Genomic DNA, 16,746 nt, shown 5'->3' on the forward strand with positions numbered 1-16,746 from the left:
GCGGTGCGCTACAACATCCCGAAGGAGGGCTGGGTCGAGGTCGCCACCGAGCCGCAGCCGGGCTGCGCGGTCCTGGTGGTCACCAATCCCGGCCCCGTGGTCCCTGCCTACGAGGTCGAGAACCTCTTCGAGCCCTTCCGGCGGCTGCGCACCGAGCGCACCGGTAGCGACAAGGGCGTCGGCCTCGGTCTGTCCATCGTGCGCTCGGTGGTGCGCGCGCACGACGGCACCATCACCGCCGAGCCACGAGAAGGCGGCGGGCTCGTCATCAGGGTTTCGATGCCACAGTAGTGATTCTGAGGCCTGGATCCGGAGGGCGCCTCCGGGACCAGGTCTACCCCGGCAGATCGAGGGCACCGGTACGGCCGCCCGACGAGCCGTGCGCCTCGTGGCGGCCTGCCCGACGCCTGTTCGACGCCTGTCTGACGGCCAACTGGCGGCTGACTGACCATTAACTGACGCAGCATCAGAAAATCTCTTCCCTCGGACGGCGCGCTGCGGCATCCTGCGCCCATGCAGACGGAGCTGAGCAACACGCTGGGAGTCGAGCACGCCGTCTTCGGGTTCACACCCTTCCCCGCGGTCGCCGCGGCGATCACCCGGGCCGGCGGCTTCGGGGTGCTCGGCGCGGTCCGCTACACCGCGCCCGACGAACTGGCCCGAGACCTCGACTGGATGCAGGACCACACCGAGGGGCTGCCCTACGGCCTCGATGTGGTGATGCCCGCCAAGAAGGTGGAAGGCGTCACCGAGGCCGACGTCGAGGCGATGATCCCCGAGAGCCACCGCCGGTTCGTCGCGGAACTCCTCGCCAAATACGACGTGCCGCAGCTCGCCGAGGGCGAGGCATCCGGCTGGCGGATCACCGGCTGGATGGAACAAGTGGCGCGCAGCCAACTCGACGTGGCCTTCGACTACCCGATCAAACTGCTCGCCAACGCCCTCGGATCGCCGCCCCCGGACATCGTCCAGCGTGCCCACGACCACCACATCCTCGTCGCCGCACTGGCCGGCAGCCCCCGCCACGCCCTGCACCACAAGGCCGCCGGCATCGATATCGTCGTCGCCCAGGGCTACGAGGCCGGCGGACACACCGGCGAGATCGCCACCATGGTCCTCACCCCGGAAGTCGTGGCGGCCGTCGACCCGCTGCCGGTACTCGCCGCGGGCGGCATCGGCACCGGAGAACAGATCGCCGCCGGACTCGCCCTCGGCGCACAGGGCGTCTGGCTCGGCTCGATCTGGCTGACCACCGAGGAGGCCGAGCTGCACTCCCGCCGGCTGACCGCGAAACTGCTCGCCGCCGGCCCCGGCGACACCGTTCGCTCCCGCGCCCTGACCGGCAAACCCGCCCGCCAGCTGCGCACCGAATGGACCGACGCCTGGGACGACCCGAACGGCCCCGGAACCCTCCCCATGCCGCTCCAGGGACTGCTGGTCGCCGAGGCCAACTCCCGTATCCAGCGGCATGAGACCGAGCCGCTGCTCGGTACCCCGGTCGGCCAGATCGTCGGCCGGATGAACAGCGAACGGAGCGTTCAGACCGTCTTCGACGACCTCACCCGCGGCTTCGAGCGGGCCATCGACCGCATCAACCGCATCGCCGGACGCGCCTGAGGAGACCCCATGTCCGACACCCCCAACGGCTTCTGGGCCCAGGCCGCCGCCGACCCCGACCGTCCGGTCCTGATCGCCCCGGACGGCGAGCAATGGACCGCCGGGCGGCTGCACGCCGCGACCAACCAACTGGTCCACGGGCTGCGCGCGGCGGGCCTGGAGCGCGGCGACGCCTTCGCCGCCGTCCTCCCCAACGGCATCGAGTTCATCACCGCCTACCTCGCCGCCTCCCAGGCCGGCTTCTACCTCGTCCCCGTCAACCACCACCTGGTCGGCCCGGAGATCGCCTGGATCGTCGCCGACTCCGGAGCGAAGGTCCTGATCGCCCATGAGCGGTACGGGGATACCGCCCGGCACGCCGCCGACGAGGCGAAACTCCCGGCCACCCACCGCTACGCCGTCGGCAAGGCCGAAGGCTTCCGCGCCTACAGCCAACTCCTCGACGGACAACCGGAGTCCGCACCCGCCGACCGCACCCTCGGCTGGGTCATGAACTACACCTCGGGCACCACCGGGCGCCCACGCGGCATCCGCCGCCCACTGCCCGGCAAACCCCCCGAGGAGACCTACCTCGGCGGCTTCCTCGCCATCTTCGGCATCCAGCCCTTCGACGACAACGTCCACCTGGTCTGCTCGCCGCTCTACCACACCGCCGTACTGCAATTCGCCGGTGCCTCGCTGCACATCGGGCACCGCCTCGTCCTGATGGACAAGTGGACTCCCGAGAGCATGCTGGCCCTCATCGACGAACACCGCTGCACCCACACCCACATGGTCCCCACCCAGTTCCACCGTCTCCTCGCGCTCCCCGAACACACCCGCTCGGCATACGACGTGACCTCGATGCGGCACGCCATCCATGGCGCCGCGCCCTGCCCCGACCACGTCAAACGCGCGATGATCGACTGGTGGGGCGGCTGCGTCGAGGAGTACTACGCGGCGAGTGAGGGCGGTGGCGCTTTCGCCACCGCCGAGGACTGGCTCAAGAAGCCCGGCACGGTCGGCAAACCCTGGCCCATCAGCGAACTCGCCATCTTCGACGACGACGGCAAGCGGCTGCCCGCCGGCGAACTCGGCACCGTCTACATGAAGATGACCACCGGCGGCTTCGCCTACCACAAGGATGAAGGGAAGACCCGGAAGAACCGCATCGGCGACTTCTTCACCGTCGGCGACCTCGGCTATCTCGACGAGGACGGCTATCTCTTCCTCCGCGACCGCAAGATCGACATGATCATCTCCGGCGGGGTCAACATCTACCCCGCCGAGATCGAGTCCGCCCTCCTCACCCACCCCGCCGTCGCCGACGCGGCCGCCTTCGGCATCCCGCACGACGACTGGGGCGAACAGGTCAAGGCCGTCATCGAACCCGCCGAGGGACACACGGCGGGGCCCGAGCTCGCAGACGAGATCCTCGCGCACTGTGAGCGGCAACTGGCACGCTACAAGTGCCCCCGTTCCGTCGACTTCATCGAGTCCATGCCACGCGACCCCAACGGCAAGCTCTACAAGAGGCGGCTGCGCGACCCGTACTGGGAGGGCCGGGAACGGGCGGTGTAGCGGCAGCAGTAGCGGTGTAGCGGTGTAGCGGTACGGGTGAGGGCACCCCGACTCCGGCCGGGTGCCTTGACCCCGATAAGGGCGCCGCCGAGGATCGCGCCATGACGCGAGCGCAGAGCAACACGGTCGACGGAGTCCTGCGGCGCAGCGCGCGCCGCGTACCCGGGCGGACGGCGGTGCGATACAGGGAACGGGCCTGGACCTACCGCGAGCTGGACGACGCGGTGACCGCCGTGGCCCGGCTGCTGCTGGCGGACGGCCTTCGGGCCGGCGACCGGGTCGCGGCCTACGGCCATAACTCCGACGCGTATCTGATCGGCTTTCTGGCCTGCGCCCGCGCCGGACTGGTGCATGTGCCGGTCAACCACAGCCTCACCGGAGAAGATCTGCGCTACATCGTGGAACAGTCGGGCAGCACGCTGGTGCTCACCGATCCCGCACTCGCACACCGACTGCCGGACTCCGTCCGCAGCCTGCCACTCCGCGACGCCCCCGACGGCCTGTTGGAGCGGTTGGCCGAAGCGCCCGACGTAGCCGAAATCCCCGAAGCGCTCACCGACTCCGGCCGAGCGGAGGAGGCGGGCGACGACCGGGCGGAGGAGGCGGGCGACGGCTCGCTCGCCCAGCTCCTCTACACCTCGGGGACCACCGCCCTCCCCAAGGGCGCGATGATGACGCACCATGCGCTGATCCACGAATACACCAGCGCCGTCGTCGCCCTGGACCTCAGGGAAACCGACCGTCCGCTGCACTCGCTGCCCCTCTACCACTCCGCGCAGATGCATGTCTTTCTGCTGCCCTACCTGATGGTGGGTGCGGAGAACACCATCCTGGACGGGCCCGACCCGGCCCGGATCTTCGAGCTGGTGGAAGCCGGCCGGGCCGACAGCCTGTTCGCGCCGCCGACCGTGTGGATCGCGCTGTCGAACCACCCGGACTTCGCCGCCCGGGAGCTGAGCGGCCTGCGCAAGGCGTACTACGGCGCCTCGATCATGCCGGTCCCGGTCCTGGAACGGCTGAAGGCCAGGCTGCCCGGACTCGCCTTCTACAACTGCTTCGGGCAGAGCGAGATCGGGCCGCTGGCCACGGTGCTCGGACCGGACGAACACGCAGGCCGGATGGACTCCTGCGGGCGCCCGGTGCTGTTCGTGGAGGCCCGGGTGGTGGACGAGGCGGGCGAAGAGGTGCCGGACGGCGAACGCGGGGAGGTCGTGTACCGCTCGCCGCAGCTGTGCAGTGGCTATTGGGGCAAGCCGGAGGAGACCGCCGAGGCGTTCCGGGACGGCTGGTTCCACTCCGGGGACCTCGCCGTCCGTGATGCGGAGGGCTATTTCACGGTGGTCGACCGGCTCAAGGACGTCATCAACTCCGGCGGTGTACTGGTCGCCTCGCGCCAGGTGGAGGACGTGCTGTACGAGCATCCGCAGGTGGCGGAGGTCGCGGTCATCGGGCTGCCGGACGAGCGCTGGATCGAGGCGGTGACCGCAGTGGTCGTACGGCGTACGGACGTCGACGGGCACGGGGACGGGCACGGGGATGGAAATGGGGATGGGGATGGGGAGGCTGGGGAGGGCGACGGGGACGGTGCCGACCGGACGGGGCAGGTCGGGGAACAGGAGCTGATCGACATCGCCCGCGCCCGACTCGCGTCGTTCAAGGCGCCCAAGCGGGTGATGTTCGTGGACGCGCTGCCGCGCAACGCCAGCGGCAAGGTCCTCAAGCGTGAGTTGCGGGACCGGTTCGGGGCATCCTGAGCCGGCTCAGTGATCCGGCTCGGGCGCTTCGCGAAGGGTGACTGTCAGTGCCCCCTGCCATGCTGAAAAACGGCAGGAGAAACACGCGAATGCCGCCGTACGAATGCCTCCATTCGAATGCCTCCACACGAAAGCCGGCTCACGACAACGTCCAGCACCAGCCCACCAACCCACTAGCCCACCAGCCAGCCCCAGCCCAGCACACCGGAGGACCACCCATGCTGACGACCAATTACGTCCCGGGAACACCGAACTGGCTCGACCTCGGGGCCCCGGACGTCGACGCCGCCGTCGACTTCTACTCCGCCGTGTTCGGCTGGACCTTCCAGTCGGCCGGTCCGGAAGCCGGCGGCTACGGCTTCTTCCAGCTCGACGGCAAGACCATCGGCGCCGTGGGCCCATGCACGGGGGAGGGCGCGAGCCCGGCCTGGACGGCGTACTTCCAGACCCCCGACGCGGACGCCGTCCTCAAGTCCGTGGAGCAGGCCGGCGGCTCGGTCCGCGTCCCGCCGATGGATGTCTTCACCGCCGGCCGGCTGGCCCAGTTCACCGACCCGGCGGGCGCCGAGTTCGCCGTTTGGCAGCCGGGCGACGTCAGGGGCCTGGAGACGGTCATGGAACCGAACGCGCTCTGTTGGACGGAGCTCTACACCACCGACGCGGCCGCCGCGAAGGACTTCTACCGATCGGTCTTCTCCTGGACCTACCAGGACATGCCGATGGGCGGCGACATGGTCTACTCCATCGTCTCCTCTCCCGGGGGCGGGCAGGGGGACGACACGGGCCAGGGCGGCATCATGCAGCTGCCGAAGGAGAACCTGGAGGCCGGTTCGACATCGGAGTGGCACCCGTACTTCGGCGTGACCGACTGCGACGCCACCTTCGCCGCGGCCACCGGGAACGGCGCCACGGTCCTCATTCCCCCGAGCGACGCACCGGGCGTAGGCCGCCTGGCCATGCTGAAGGACCCCGCAGGCGCCCCGTTCGCCGTGATCAAGGGAGACCCGACGATGACCTGACCCGCACCGGATTCGATGACGACGCCCTGCCCTGGCCTGCCCTCCCCTGGCCTGGCCGCGCCGACGGCATGCGTCCCGCTACGACGCGTCCCGCGGCCGGGCGTCGACGATCCGCTTGATCTTGCCCACCGAGCGCTCCAGCGTCTCCGGTGCGACGATCTCGACCGCGACCGACACCCCGATACCGTCCTTGACAGCGCGCTCGATCCGGCCGACGGCCGCCGTGCGTTCCTCGGGGGTCGCGTCCGGCCGGGCCTCGGCGCGTACGGTCAACCGGTCCATCCGGCCCTCGCGGGTCAGCCGCAGCTGGAAATGCGGGGCGACGCCCGGTGTACGCAGCACGATCTCCTCGATCTGCGCCGGGAAGAGATTGACCCCCCGCAGAATGATCATGTCGTCGCTGCGTCCGGTGATCTTCTCCATCCGGCGGAAGGCGGCTCGCGCGGTGCCGGGCAGCAGCCGGGTCAGATCGCGGGTGCGATAACGGATGACCGGCATCGCTTCCTTGGTGAGCGAGGTGAAGACCAGCTCGCCGTGCTCGCCGTCCGGCAGCACCTCACCGGTGATCGGGTCGACCACCTCCGGGTAGAAGTGGTCCTCCCAGATGTGCAGCCCGTCCTTGGTCTCCACACACTCCTGGGCGACGCCCGGCCCCATGACCTCCGACAGCCCGTAGATGTCCACCGCGTCGATCGCGAACCGCTCCTCGATCTCCCGGCGCATCTCCTGCGTCCACGGCTCGGCACCGAAGATGCCCACCTTGAGCGAGGTCTTCCGAGGATCGACACCCTGCCGCTCGAACTCGTCCAGCAGCGTGAGCATGTACGACGGCGTCACCATGATGATCTCGGGGCGGAAGTCCTGGATGATCTGCACCTGGCGGGCGGACATTCCGCCGGATGCCGGCACGACCGTGCACCCGAGCCGCTCCGCGCCGTAGTGCGCGCCCAGACCGCCGGTGAACAGCCCGTATCCGTAGGCGATATGGACGGTGTGGCCGGCACGCCCGCCGGCCGCGTGGATCGAGCGGGCGACGACATCCGCCCAGGTCGACAGGTCACGCTCGGTGTAGCCGACGACCGTCGGACGGCCCGTGGTGCCGCTGGAGGCGTGAATGCGGCGCACCTCGCCCCGGGGAACGGCGAACATCCCGAAGGGGTAGTTGGCCCGCAGGTCGTCCTTGGCGGTGAAAGGGAACCGGGCGAGATCGCCGAGCGAGCGGCAGTCCTCGGGCCGTACCCCGGCCCGGTCGAAGGATGCGCGGTAGAAGGGGACGTGGTCGTACGCATGGTGCAACGAGGCGCGCAGCCGGGCCAGTTGCAACTCCCGCAATGCGTCCGTGGAGAGCCGTTCCGCTTCGTCGAACGTCTCGCTCGTCCCGCCGCCGCCCGTAGCCGCTTCCGGCATGCGAAGTCACCGCCTCGTCTATACCTACCGATCATTCGGTAGCTGGATGCGGATCCAAGTAATCAGCGCGCGGCGATCACGTCAAGGGTTGTGCCGCGGCCGGCCCACGGGCACCGTCCGGCGCGTGAGTGACGGCTGGAAGGTGCAGGTCGGGGGAGGGGAGGATGAGGGTGAGGATGAGGGTGAGGGGGCAAGCGGGCGTCCGTCTAAGGGCTCTAGGCTCACCTGCGTACGACTCACCGCCGTAAGACCTACCGCCGTACGACTCACCTCCGTACGACCTCCCGGTCCGAGAAAGGCTGACTGTGCAGCTGACCACCTCGATGCGCCGCGCGCTGATCGCCGGTGCCACCGCCACCGTCCTGTTCACCGGAGCCAACGCAGCCAACGGGGCCACCGGAGCTACCAGAGACGTCGCCGCACCGTCGGCAGGCATCACCGCCACCGCCATCGCCACCGCCCCCGCGCACTCCCCCTACGCCCAACTCCGGCCGCTCGCCGCCCTGTCCGCCGAGCGGCTGGCGACCGGTGATCTGGTCGCCGCGGCCAAGTGGGGGACCGGCGGCCCGATCGACGATCCGGTGCGTGAGCAGCAGGTGCTGGACGCGGTCGCGGAGCAGGCGCGGCGGCTGGGCGCCGATCCGGCGGTGACGGTGCGGATCTTCCGGGACCAGATCGAGGCGAGCAAGGTCGTCCAGCGTGGACTCCACCGCAAGTGGGATGCGGACCCCTCGCAGGCGCCGGTCGAGCGCCCGGATCTCCAAGAGGTCCGCAAGGAAATCAACCGCATCAACGGTGAGTTGGTGCGCGCCATCGCCGGCTCCGAAGACGCCCGGTCCGCGCCGTCCTGCGGTCCGGTGCTGACGGCGGCCGCCGTTCACGTACGCCATGAGCGGTTCCTCGACGGTCTGCACACGGTCGCACTGACCCGCTCGCTGCGCTCGGTCTGCGGCTGACCCCCAGCAGGCGGGCGCCGTACCGCCCTCTCACCCCTCCCGCTCGCCCGCCACCACCGCCTTCGCCCAGCGGTAGTCCGCCTTGCCGCTGGGCGACCGCTGGATGCGCTCGGTGAAGACGACGGCTCGTGGAATCTTGTATCCGGCCAGCCGGGTACGGCAGTGCGCCTGTACGCGTTCCAGGTCCAAGGGGCCGCTGCCGACCCGTAGTTGGACCACGGCCGCGACACGGTTGCCCCACTGCTCGTCCGGAACCCCGGCCACCAGCGCGTCGTACACATCCGGATGGGCCTTCAGCGCCTGCTCGACCTCCTCCGGATAGACCTTCTCGCCGCCGGAGTTGATGCACTGCGAGCCCCGGCCGAGGACGGTGACGACGCCCTCGTCGTCGACGGTCGCCATATCGCCCAGCAGCACCCACCGGTCGCCATCCGCCTCGAAGAACGTCTCGGCGGTCTTCTTCGGGTCGTTGTAGTAGCCCAGCGGTACGTGTCCGCGCAGCGCGAGACGGCCGGGCTCGCCGGCCGCTACCGGCTCGTATGTCGCAGGATCCACCACCGCCATATGGGAGTTGACGCGCAGCCGGAAGCCCTTGTCCGGGCCTGAGTCGTCGGTGGCGGTGCCGTTGAAGCCGGATTCCGACGAGCCGAAGTTGTTCAGCAGCATGGCGTTCGGGACCAGTGCGCTGAACTGGGTGCGTACCGTGTCCGAGAGGATCGCGCCGGAGCTGCTGACGCTGAAGAGGGAGGAGCAGTCGGTGCCCCTGAGCGGCCCGCTCAGCGCGTCGACGAGCGGGCGCAGCATGGCGTCGCCGACCAGCGACACGCTGGTGACCTTCTCCCGCTCGATGGTCCGCAGCACCTCTTCGGGCACGTACTTGCGATGGATGACGACCTTCTGGCCGAAGTGGAAGGCGATGAATGCGGTGAGGGTGGAGGTGCCGTGCATCAGCGGGGGAGTGGGGAAGAAGATGATGCCGTCGCCGCCCGCCGCGACCCGCTCGGCCAGTTCCCGCGGCCGTTTCACCGGTTCGCCGGTCGGTGCCCCGCCGCCCATCCCGGAGAAGAAGATGTCCTCGTGGCGCCACATCACGCCCTTGGGCATCCCGGTGGTGCCGCCGGTGTAGATGACGATCTGGTCGTCGGCGGAGCGCCGGCCGAAGCCGCGCGCGGGTGATCCGGCGGCCTCCGCGTCCGCGAGCGGGACGGGAGGGATGCGGGGTTCGGAGGCGCCGGCGGGCGGTGTGCCGACCCGTATGAGGTGCCGCAGCTCGGTGGTCTGCGGAAGGGCGGCGGCGACCCGCTCGGTGAACTCCGCGTCGAAGACCAGCGCCACCAGGTCCGCGTCCCGGTAGAGGTAGGCCAACTCCTCTTCGACGTAACGGTAGTTGACGTTGACCGGTACCGCGCGGATCTTCAGGCATGCGTAGACGGCCTGGAGATATTCGATGCCGTTGTAGAGGTGCAGTCCGACGTGGTGGCCGGGGCCGATGCCGCGGTCGCTCAGGTGGTGGGCCAGGCGGTTGGCGGCGCGGTCCAGCTCCGCGTACGTCAGCCGCCGCTCGGCACCGGTTCCCGGATGGTCGATGTACACCAGCGCCTCGCGGTCGGGGACCGTGTCGACGATCGACTCGAAGAGGTCGGCAAGGTTGTACTCCACATCTCCTCCAGACCGGGCGGGCGTCGGCTTGGCCGTCATTAGAGCGCCGTCGGGGGGAGCAGGGAAGGGCAGCGGCCAAGAAATCTGACTACCTGTCAGAAAAGCCTTGAACTCGCTGTGCGGCTACTGCAACCTGTTCTACGTCGTGAGACGGGAGGACGTTGATGGGCGGGATCGAAAAAGCTGACGGGATTGAAAAAGCTGACGGGATTGAAAAAGCTGACGGGACCGAAGCGGCTGAAGGAGCCGAGCGGACCGAGGGGGCCGAAGCAGCCGGCGCGCGCGTCGTCGGCACGGAACATCTCACCGTGGAGCGCGTCGGTGCGACCCTGGTGCTCACCCTCAACCGGCCGCAGGCGAAGAACGCGCTCTCGCTGCCGATGCTGGTGGGCCTGTACGACGGCTGGGTGGCCGCCGACGAGGACGACGCGATCCGCTCGGTCGTCCTGACCGGCGCGGGCGGCGCCTTCTGCGCCGGGATGGACCTCAAGGCCCTGGCGGGCGATGGAATGGCCGGCCAGCACTACCGCGACCGGCTGCGCGACGACCCCGACCTGCACTGGAAGGCGATGCTGCGGCACCACCGCCCGCGCAAACCGGTGATCGCCGCCGTTGAGGGCCACTGCGTCGCCGGCGGTACGGAGATCCTCCAGGGCACCGATATCCGCGTGGCCGGCGAGAGCGCGACCTTCGGGCTCTTCGAGGTGAAGCGCGGCCTGTTCCCCATCGGCGGCTCCACCGTCCGCCTCGCCCGCCAGATCCCCCACACCCACGCCCTGGAAATGCTGCTCACGGGACGCCCCTACCCGGCGCGCGAGGCCGAACGGATCGGCCTGATCGGCCATGTCGTCCCCGACGGCACCGCACGCGAAAAGGCCCTGGAGATCGCCGAGCGGATCAACGCCTGCGGCCCGCTCGCCGTCGAAGCCGTCAAGGCGTCCGTCTACGAGACCGCCGAGATGACCGAGGCCGACGGGCTCAAGGCCGAACTCGCCCGCGGCTGGCCGATCTTCGACACCGCCGACGCCAAGGAGGGCTCCCGGGCCTTCGCGGAGAAGCGCCCGCCCGTCTACCGGCGCGCCTGATGCCCCAAGCCCAAGGAGCCCAAGGAGTCCCGTATGCCAGAGGTCCTCACGGCGCCCCTCGTCGTGGAATTCCCCTTCACCCGCTCGCTCGGCCCCGTCCAGAGTGCCTTCCTCACCGGGCTCCGCGAGCGCACCGTCCTCGGGGTCAGGGCGAGCGACGGCCGGGTGGTCGTACCGCCCGCCGAATACGACCCGGTCACCGCCGAGGAGATCCGCGATCTGGTCGAGGTCGGCGCGGCCGGCACCGTCACCACCTGGGCATGGAACCCGGCCCCGCGCCGCGGCCAGCCGCTCGCCACCCCGTTCGCCTGGGTGCTGGTCCGGCTCGACGGCGCCGACACCGCGCTGCTGCACGCCCTGGACGCACCCGGCCCCGACGCCGTACACACCGGGATGCGGGTCCGGATCCGCTGGGCCGCCGAACGCACCGGCGCGATCACCGACATCGCCTGCTTCACACCCTGTAAGGACATACCGGGTGGTACCGGGCTGGTCGCCCACAGCGGGGAGTTCGCCGAACCGGTCACCGGCATCACCACCCCCGCCCGCCTCGACTACACCTACTTGCCCGGCCGCGCCCAGTCCCGCTACATCCAGGCGCTCTCCGAGCGGAAGACCATCGGCGAGCGCTGCCCGTCCTGCCGCAAGGTGTACGTCCCGCCCCGCGGTGCCTGCCCCACCTGCGGCGTCGCCACCGACACCCAGGTCGAGGTCGGCCCCCGCGGCACCGTCACCACCTTCTGCATCGTCAACATCAAGGCTCGTCATACGGCGAATCTCGACATCGAGGTCCCCTACGTCTACGCGCACATCGCCCTGGACGGCGCCGACCTGGCCCTGCACGCACGTATCGGCGGCATCCCCTACGACCAGGTCCGGATGGGCCTTCGGGTGGAGCCCGTCTGGACGGACGGCGGCCGCTTCCCCGACCACTACCGCCCCACCGGCGAACCCGACGCGGACTACGACAGCTACAAGGAGCTGATCTGATGCGGGACGTGGCGATCGTCGCCTTCGCGCAGACCGCGCACACCCGGACCTCCGATGAGCTCTCGGAGGTGGAGATGCTGATGCCGGTCCTCCACGAGGTGCTGGACCGCACCGGACTGAAGGCCGCCGACCTCGGCTTCGTCTGCTCCGGCTCCAGCGACTACCTCGCGGGCCGCGCCTTCTCCTTCACGATGGCGCTGGACGGCGTGGGTGCCTGGCCGCCGGTCTCCGAGTCGCATGTCGAGATGGACGGCGCCTGGGCGCTGTACGAGGCCTGGATCAAGATCCTCACCGGCGAGGCCGACACCGCGCTCGTCTACGCGTACGGCAAATCCTCGCCGGGCGAGCTGCGCGACGTGTTGACGCGGCAGCTGGACCCCTACTACGTGGCGCCCCTGTGGCCCGACTCCGTCTCGCTGGCCGCGCTCCAGGCGCAGGCACTGATCGATGCGGGGGCCGCCGACGAGCGGGCGCTGGCCGGGGTCGCGGCCCGCAGCCGTACGGATGCCGCCGCCAACCCGCACGCTCAGCTCAAAGGCCGTACGCCGATGGGGGATTACGTTGTGCAGCCGCTGCGCCGCGGCGACTGCCCGCCCGTGAGCGATGGTGCGGCAGCGGTGATCCTCGCCGCCGGGGACAGCGCCCGCACGCTCTGCGACCGGCCCGCCTGGATCCGCGGCCTGGACCATCGCATCGAGGCCCACAGCCTGGGCGTACGCGACCTCACCGACTCGCCGTCCACCCGGCTGGCCGCCGAGAAGGCGGGCGCCTTCGACGCCCCCCATGGCCTCAAGGGCAGGGGAGGTACCCCCACGGTCGACACCGCCGAACTCCATGCGCCCTTCAGCTCCCAGGAGATCGTGCTGCGGCGGGCCCTGCGGCTCGGGGACGAGGTCACCGTCAATCCCTCGGGCGGGGCGCTCGCCGCCAACCCCGTCATGGCCGCGGGACTGATCCGGATCGGCGAGGCGGCCACCCGTATCCAGCGCGGCGAGTCCCGCCGTGCCCTCGCACACGCCACGTCGGGCCCGTGCCTCCAGCAGAACCTGGTCGCCGTCCTGGAAGGAGAGCCCCAGTGAACAAGGAGCCCGTGGCCGTGGTCGGCATCGGCCAGACCAGGCACGTCGCCGCCCGCCACGATGTCTCGATCGCGGGACTCGTCCGCGAGGCCGCACAACGCGCCCTGGAAGACGCCGAGTTGAGCTGGTCGGACATCGACGCCGTAGTGATCGGCAAGGCCCCCGACTTCTTCGAGGGCCTGATGATGCCGGAGCTGTATCTCGCCGACGCGCTGGGCGCCGTCGGCAAACCCATGCTGCGGGTGCACACCGCCGGATCGGTCGGCGGCTCCACCGCCCTGGTCGCCGCCAACCTCATCGCCGCCCGGGTCCACGGCACGGTCCTCACCCTCGCCTTCGAGAAGCAGTCCGAGTCCAACGCCATGTGGGGCCTCTCCCTCCCCGTCCCCTTCCAGCAGCCGCTGCTGGCCGGCGCCGGCGGCTTCTTCGCCCCGCACGTCCGCGCGTATATGCGACGCACCGGCGCCCCGGACACCGTCGGCGCCCTCGTCGCGTACAAGGACCGGCGCAATGCCCTCAAGAACCCGTATGCGCACCTCCACGAAACCGGTATCACCCTGGAAAAGGTCCAGGCCTCGCCGATGCTCTGGGACCCGATCCGCTACTCCGAGACTTGCCCGTCCTCCGACGGCGCCTGCGCGATGATCCTCACCGACCGGACCGGGGCCGCGCGCTCGCCCCGCCCGCCCGCCTGGGTGCACGGCGGCGCGATGCGCAGCGAACCCACCCTCTTCGCCGGCAAGGACTTCGTCTCGCCGCAGGCCGGGAAGGACTGCGCCGCCGACGTCTACCGGCAGGCCGGTATGACCGACCCGCGCCGCGAGATCGACGTGCTGGAGATCTACGTCCCGTTCTCCTGGTACGAGCCGATGTGGCTGGAGAACCTGGGCTTCGCCGCGGAGGGCGAGGGCTGGAAACTCACCGAGTCCGGCGTCACCGAGATGGACGGCGACCTCCCGGTCAACCCCTCCGGCGGCGTGCTCTCCACCAACCCCATCGGCGCCTCCGGGATGATCCGCTTCGCCGAGGCCGCCCTCCAGGTGCGCGGCCAGGCCGGCGCCCATCAAGTGGACGGTGCCCGCCGGGCCTTGGGGCATGCGTACGGAGGCGGCTCCCAGTTCTTCGCGATGTGGCTGGTGGGCGCCGAACCCCCGGCAGGCATCGGGGGCACCTCCCGCGCCCATTAGGCGTGGGGGAGGTACCCCTCCGGGTGATCAACGGGCGGCGCCCTGTCGGTCCCCGGACGCAGTGGTTAGGCTGGCCGCCGACGACCGACCAGGAGGAGCGGGGACGTGGCCGAAAGCATCACCGAGCAGCGGCTCGCGGGCGGGACCAGGCCCGAGCTCGACCTGACACACGCCGAGTGGCAGTCGAGCAGCCAGGGGGTGGGCGACGTCCAGATCGCCTTCGTCGAGGGCTATATCGCGATGCGCAACCGCCGCAGCCCGGAGATCCCGGCGCTGATCTTCACCCCCGTGGAGTGGCACGCATTCGTCCTCGGCGCGCGCGACGGCGAATTCGACCTCACGTAGCAGGCCCGCCGCGGGGGTCTCCGGTCACGTGAGCACCACGCACCCCTTCTCCCGCAACGCCTGGACCGGCCCTGCGAAGTCGTCCACCGAGTTCCAGCGCAGATCCAGCTTCTCAAGCGAAGGCAACTCCGCCATCCACGGCGGCAGTTCGGTGATCTGATTGCCGCGTAGATCGATGCGGCACACGAGCGGCAGTGCGCGAAGCGCCTCGGGGACGCCGGGCAGGGAGTTGTCGCGTAGTTCCAGTACACGCAGCTCGTGCAGCGCCCCCGCGCTCGCAGGGAGGTCCGTCAGCCGATTGCCGCGCAGCCACAGCTCACGCAGTCGGCCGAGCTGCCCCACTGACGCGGGCAGTTCCCTCAACTCCGCATCCTGTGCCCGCAGTTCGACCAGCCCGGCCATCTCGCCGAGCGCCTCCGGCAGGCGGCCGAGCGGATTCTCGCCGACGTTGAGATAGCCGAGCCGGTCCAACTTGCCGAGCGTGTCCGGCAGGGCGGTGAGCCGGTTGTCGTGGAGATAGAGATAGCGCGTCAGCCCGGTCAGGTCGCCGATCCCGTCCGGCACCTGGGTCAGGGCGTTGTGGCCGAGGTCGAGGGTGTGGAGCGAGCGGAGGCGGCCGAGCGTGGCCGGTAGCTCGGTCAGGTTGTTGTCGGCGAGGATCAGGACCTCCCAGTCCTGCCGTCGCCGCGCCTCCTCCGGGAACGAACTCAGCCCCGCCTTCCAGAGGTTGAGCGTCCGGGGAGCGGTGTGCGGAGCGGTGTGGGGGGCCGCGTGGCCCGTTTTCACTGCCACAGCAGGCCCTTCGTCCAACCATCGCCGCCGAAGACCGGTAGATCGCGCAGCAGTTGACGTATGCCGGTCACTTCGCCCCTCGGGTCAACGGATGTCGAGCGACGCTAGCATCACGCCGATGGCCGCAACACGGCCCGCAGCGGATCTAAGGGCTGTCACCTCCGGGGGCGGCCCGTCACCACGAGCGGCGCCGGGGAGCGCGCCGCGGTGCGCCCTAGAGTGGCGATCATGACGGGTGAGAGAGATCTGCGGGCGCTGCTGAGCGGTATGCGGCCCGAGCTCAACGAGGGACGCTATGTGTTCACGACCGTGCCCGGTGCCGTCCCCGAGGGACTGACGCCCGTGGTCACCGTCGCCGAGCAGGAGGGCCGCACGCTCGTGGTCCGCAAGGAAGACGCCGACCGGGCGGGCCTGCCGTACGACTATGTGGCCGGCTGGATCACACTGCGGGTGCATTCCGCGCTGGACGCCGTCGGACTGACCGCCGCCGTTGCCACCGAGCTCGCCGCCGCGGGGCTCAGCTGCAATGTCGTCGCCGGCTACCACCACGACCACCTTTTCGTGCCGTACGACGCGGCCGGCGAAGCGCTCCGCCGACTGTCCGCGCTGGCCGCCGGCAGCTGATCAGCGGGTGCGGAGGGCCGGCACCCGCCCCGCCCGTCCCACTGCCGCGCCGCGCCCGCCGCTCGCGCCGACGTCCGCGCCGCCAGGCCGGCCGGGCCACGTACGATGGCGGCATGTCCTTTCTCCGCCGCCGCAGCGCAGCCACGCCCGCCGGGCCTGACTTCGACGTCCTCGCCATGGACCCCGGTGACTGGCCTGGCAACCTCGGAGCGGGGCTGCTGCCCGCGCCCGACGGCAGCTGCCAGGGCGTCTTCCTCCGCTACGACCTGTTCGGCGGCCGCGGCCCCGCGATGATCATCGGCAATCTGCCGGAGGGCTCTCCGGCCCGGGAGCTCGACGAGGGCCAGGTGCCCTTCGAGGTGGCGCAGCTCCTCGCGGCGCTCGGCAACGACGAGCCGGTGGTGGTCGTCGAGAGCGAGGACACCCCGGTGATGCACGAGGACAACCTGCTGATCGTCAAGCGCATCAAGTGTTCCGAGAGCCGTATCTCCTGCGCCCAGTTCGACCGCAGCGACGGTGTGCTGGTCACCATCGCCAGCTGGGACCGGCCGATCACCGACGATCTCTACGCCCTCCTCAAGCCGCTGCCCGCGGAGCTCTTCCAGCAGGGTTGAGCGGACCGCGGAGCCCGGAGCGGACAGCCGTCGCGCCCGGTGGACGGCAGGACCGTCC

16 protein-coding genes are annotated in these 16,746 nt (G+C 70.3%); 13 read left to right on the top strand and 3 right to left on the bottom strand.

All coding sequences use genetic code 11. The features are described from left to right. The 5 genes from AB0I10_RS36700 to AB0I10_RS36720 form a co-directional block, all read left to right on the top strand. Positions 1-291 (top strand): ATP-binding protein (locus tag AB0I10_RS36700; protein ID WP_363157082.1); only part of this gene is annotated, 291 nt, incomplete at its 5' end. A 222-nt stretch (positions 292-513) separates the two neighbouring features. After that, complete coding sequence (locus AB0I10_RS36705; protein WP_363157083.1) at positions 514-1,617, top strand: nitronate monooxygenase family protein; 1,104 nt, start codon at positions 514-516, stop codon at positions 1,615-1,617. 9 nt (positions 1,618-1,626) lie between these two features. Further along, on the top strand, positions 1,627-3,177 hold the full coding sequence (locus AB0I10_RS36710; protein WP_363157084.1) for an acyl-CoA synthetase: 1,551 nt from the start codon (positions 1,627-1,629) through the stop codon (positions 3,175-3,177). Positions 3,178-3,278: 101 nt separating this feature from the next. Then, complete coding sequence (locus AB0I10_RS36715; protein WP_363157085.1) at positions 3,279-4,931, top strand: acyl-CoA synthetase; 1,653 nt, start codon at positions 3,279-3,281, stop codon at positions 4,929-4,931. 218 nt (positions 4,932-5,149) lie between these two features. Further along, the gene (locus tag AB0I10_RS36720) at positions 5,150-5,950 is read left to right on the top strand and encodes a VOC family protein (RefSeq protein ID WP_363157086.1); all 801 of its coding nucleotides are present in this window, start codon (positions 5,150-5,152) and stop codon (positions 5,948-5,950) included. A gap of 78 nt (positions 5,951-6,028) precedes the next feature. Here AB0I10_RS36720 and paaK read toward each other — a convergent pair whose 3' ends face one another. Then, a complete protein-coding gene (paaK, locus tag AB0I10_RS36725) occupies positions 6,029-7,357 on the bottom strand; it encodes a phenylacetate--CoA ligase PaaK (protein ID WP_363157087.1) in 1,329 nt (442 codons plus the stop codon). 305 nt (positions 7,358-7,662) lie between these two features. Between paaK and AB0I10_RS36730 the strand changes: the two genes are divergently transcribed. Then, the gene (locus AB0I10_RS36730) at positions 7,663-8,313 is read left to right on the top strand and encodes a chorismate mutase (RefSeq protein ID WP_363157088.1); all 651 of its coding nucleotides are present in this window, start codon (positions 7,663-7,665) and stop codon (positions 8,311-8,313) included. A 30-nt stretch (positions 8,314-8,343) separates the two neighbouring features. Here the strand turns inward: AB0I10_RS36730 and AB0I10_RS36735 are convergent, their stop codons facing one another. Next, positions 8,344-9,972 (bottom strand): acyl-CoA synthetase, encoded by a 1,629-nt coding sequence (locus AB0I10_RS36735; protein ID WP_363157089.1) that lies wholly within the window; start codon positions 9,970-9,972, stop codon positions 8,344-8,346. Positions 9,973-10,280: 308 nt separating this feature from the next. Here AB0I10_RS36735 and AB0I10_RS36740 point away from each other — a divergent pair, with 308 nt between their 5' ends. The 5 genes from AB0I10_RS36740 to AB0I10_RS36760 all read left to right on the top strand — a co-directional run bounded on the left by AB0I10_RS36740 (position 10,281) and on the right by AB0I10_RS36760 (position 14,658). Continuing rightward, positions 10,281-11,057, top strand: coding sequence for a crotonase/enoyl-CoA hydratase family protein (locus tag AB0I10_RS36740; RefSeq protein ID WP_363157090.1), 777 nt, complete (start codon positions 10,281-10,283; stop codon positions 11,055-11,057). Positions 11,058-11,090: 33 nt separating this feature from the next. Next, a complete protein-coding gene (locus tag AB0I10_RS36745; protein WP_363157091.1) occupies positions 11,091-12,047 on the top strand; it encodes an OB-fold domain-containing protein in 957 nt (318 codons plus the stop codon). Beyond that, the gene (locus AB0I10_RS36750; RefSeq protein ID WP_363157092.1) at positions 12,047-13,126 is read left to right on the top strand and encodes a thiolase domain-containing protein; all 1,080 of its coding nucleotides are present in this window, start codon (positions 12,047-12,049) and stop codon (positions 13,124-13,126) included. Before AB0I10_RS36745 ends, AB0I10_RS36750 begins: the two co-directional genes overlap by 1 nt. Next, positions 13,123-14,313, top strand: coding sequence for a thiolase domain-containing protein (locus tag AB0I10_RS36755; protein WP_363157093.1), 1,191 nt, complete (start codon positions 13,123-13,125; stop codon positions 14,311-14,313). Before AB0I10_RS36750 ends, AB0I10_RS36755 begins: the two co-directional genes overlap by 4 nt. A gap of 105 nt (positions 14,314-14,418) precedes the next feature. Beyond that, the gene (locus AB0I10_RS36760) at positions 14,419-14,658 is read left to right on the top strand and encodes a DUF397 domain-containing protein (RefSeq protein ID WP_363157094.1); all 240 of its coding nucleotides are present in this window, start codon (positions 14,419-14,421) and stop codon (positions 14,656-14,658) included. Positions 14,659-14,682: 24 nt separating this feature from the next. On the opposite strand, the gene AB0I10_RS36765 is transcribed toward AB0I10_RS36760, so the two are convergent. After that, a complete protein-coding gene (locus tag AB0I10_RS36765) occupies positions 14,683-15,450 on the bottom strand; it encodes a leucine-rich repeat domain-containing protein (protein ID WP_363157095.1) in 768 nt (255 codons plus the stop codon). Between the two features lie 228 nt (positions 15,451-15,678). Between AB0I10_RS36765 and AB0I10_RS36770 the strand changes: the two genes are divergently transcribed. Together AB0I10_RS36770 and AB0I10_RS36775 are read left to right on the top strand one after the other, a co-directional pair. After that, entirely contained in the window at positions 15,679-16,074 is a 396-nt protein-coding gene (locus tag AB0I10_RS36770; protein ID WP_363157096.1) for an ACT domain-containing protein, read from the top strand. Positions 16,075-16,187: 113 nt separating this feature from the next. After that, positions 16,188-16,688, top strand: a complete 501-nt coding sequence (locus AB0I10_RS36775) for a hypothetical protein (RefSeq protein WP_363157097.1) — start codon at positions 16,188-16,190, stop codon at positions 16,686-16,688. Positions 16,689-16,746 lie beyond the last annotated feature (58 nt).

This window comes from Streptomyces sp. NPDC050636 (assembly GCF_040654775.1).
Classification (GTDB): Bacteria; Actinomycetota; Actinomycetes; order Streptomycetales; family Streptomycetaceae; genus Streptomyces.

Coding starts and splice junctions, on each gene's coding strand:
- AB0I10_RS36720 (WP_363157086.1), top strand. CDS start 5,150: ATGCTGACGACCAATTACGTCCCGGGAACACCGAACTGGCTCGACCTC.
- AB0I10_RS36715 (WP_363157085.1), top strand. CDS start 3,279: ATGACGCGAGCGCAGAGCAACACGGTCGACGGAGTCCTGCGGCGCAGC.
- AB0I10_RS36770 (WP_363157096.1), top strand. CDS start 15,679: ATGACGGGTGAGAGAGATCTGCGGGCGCTGCTGAGCGGTATGCGGCCC.
- AB0I10_RS36750 (WP_363157092.1), top strand. CDS start 12,047: ATGCGGGACGTGGCGATCGTCGCCTTCGCGCAGACCGCGCACACCCGG.
- AB0I10_RS36710 (WP_363157084.1), top strand. CDS start 1,627: ATGTCCGACACCCCCAACGGCTTCTGGGCCCAGGCCGCCGCCGACCCC.
- AB0I10_RS36745 (WP_363157091.1), top strand. CDS start 11,091: ATGCCAGAGGTCCTCACGGCGCCCCTCGTCGTGGAATTCCCCTTCACC.
- AB0I10_RS36775 (WP_363157097.1), top strand. CDS start 16,188: ATGTCCTTTCTCCGCCGCCGCAGCGCAGCCACGCCCGCCGGGCCTGAC.
- AB0I10_RS36705 (WP_363157083.1), top strand. CDS start 514: ATGCAGACGGAGCTGAGCAACACGCTGGGAGTCGAGCACGCCGTCTTC.
- paaK (WP_363157087.1), bottom strand. CDS start 7,357: ATGCCGGAAGCGGCTACGGGCGGCGGCGGGACGAGCGAGACGTTCGAC.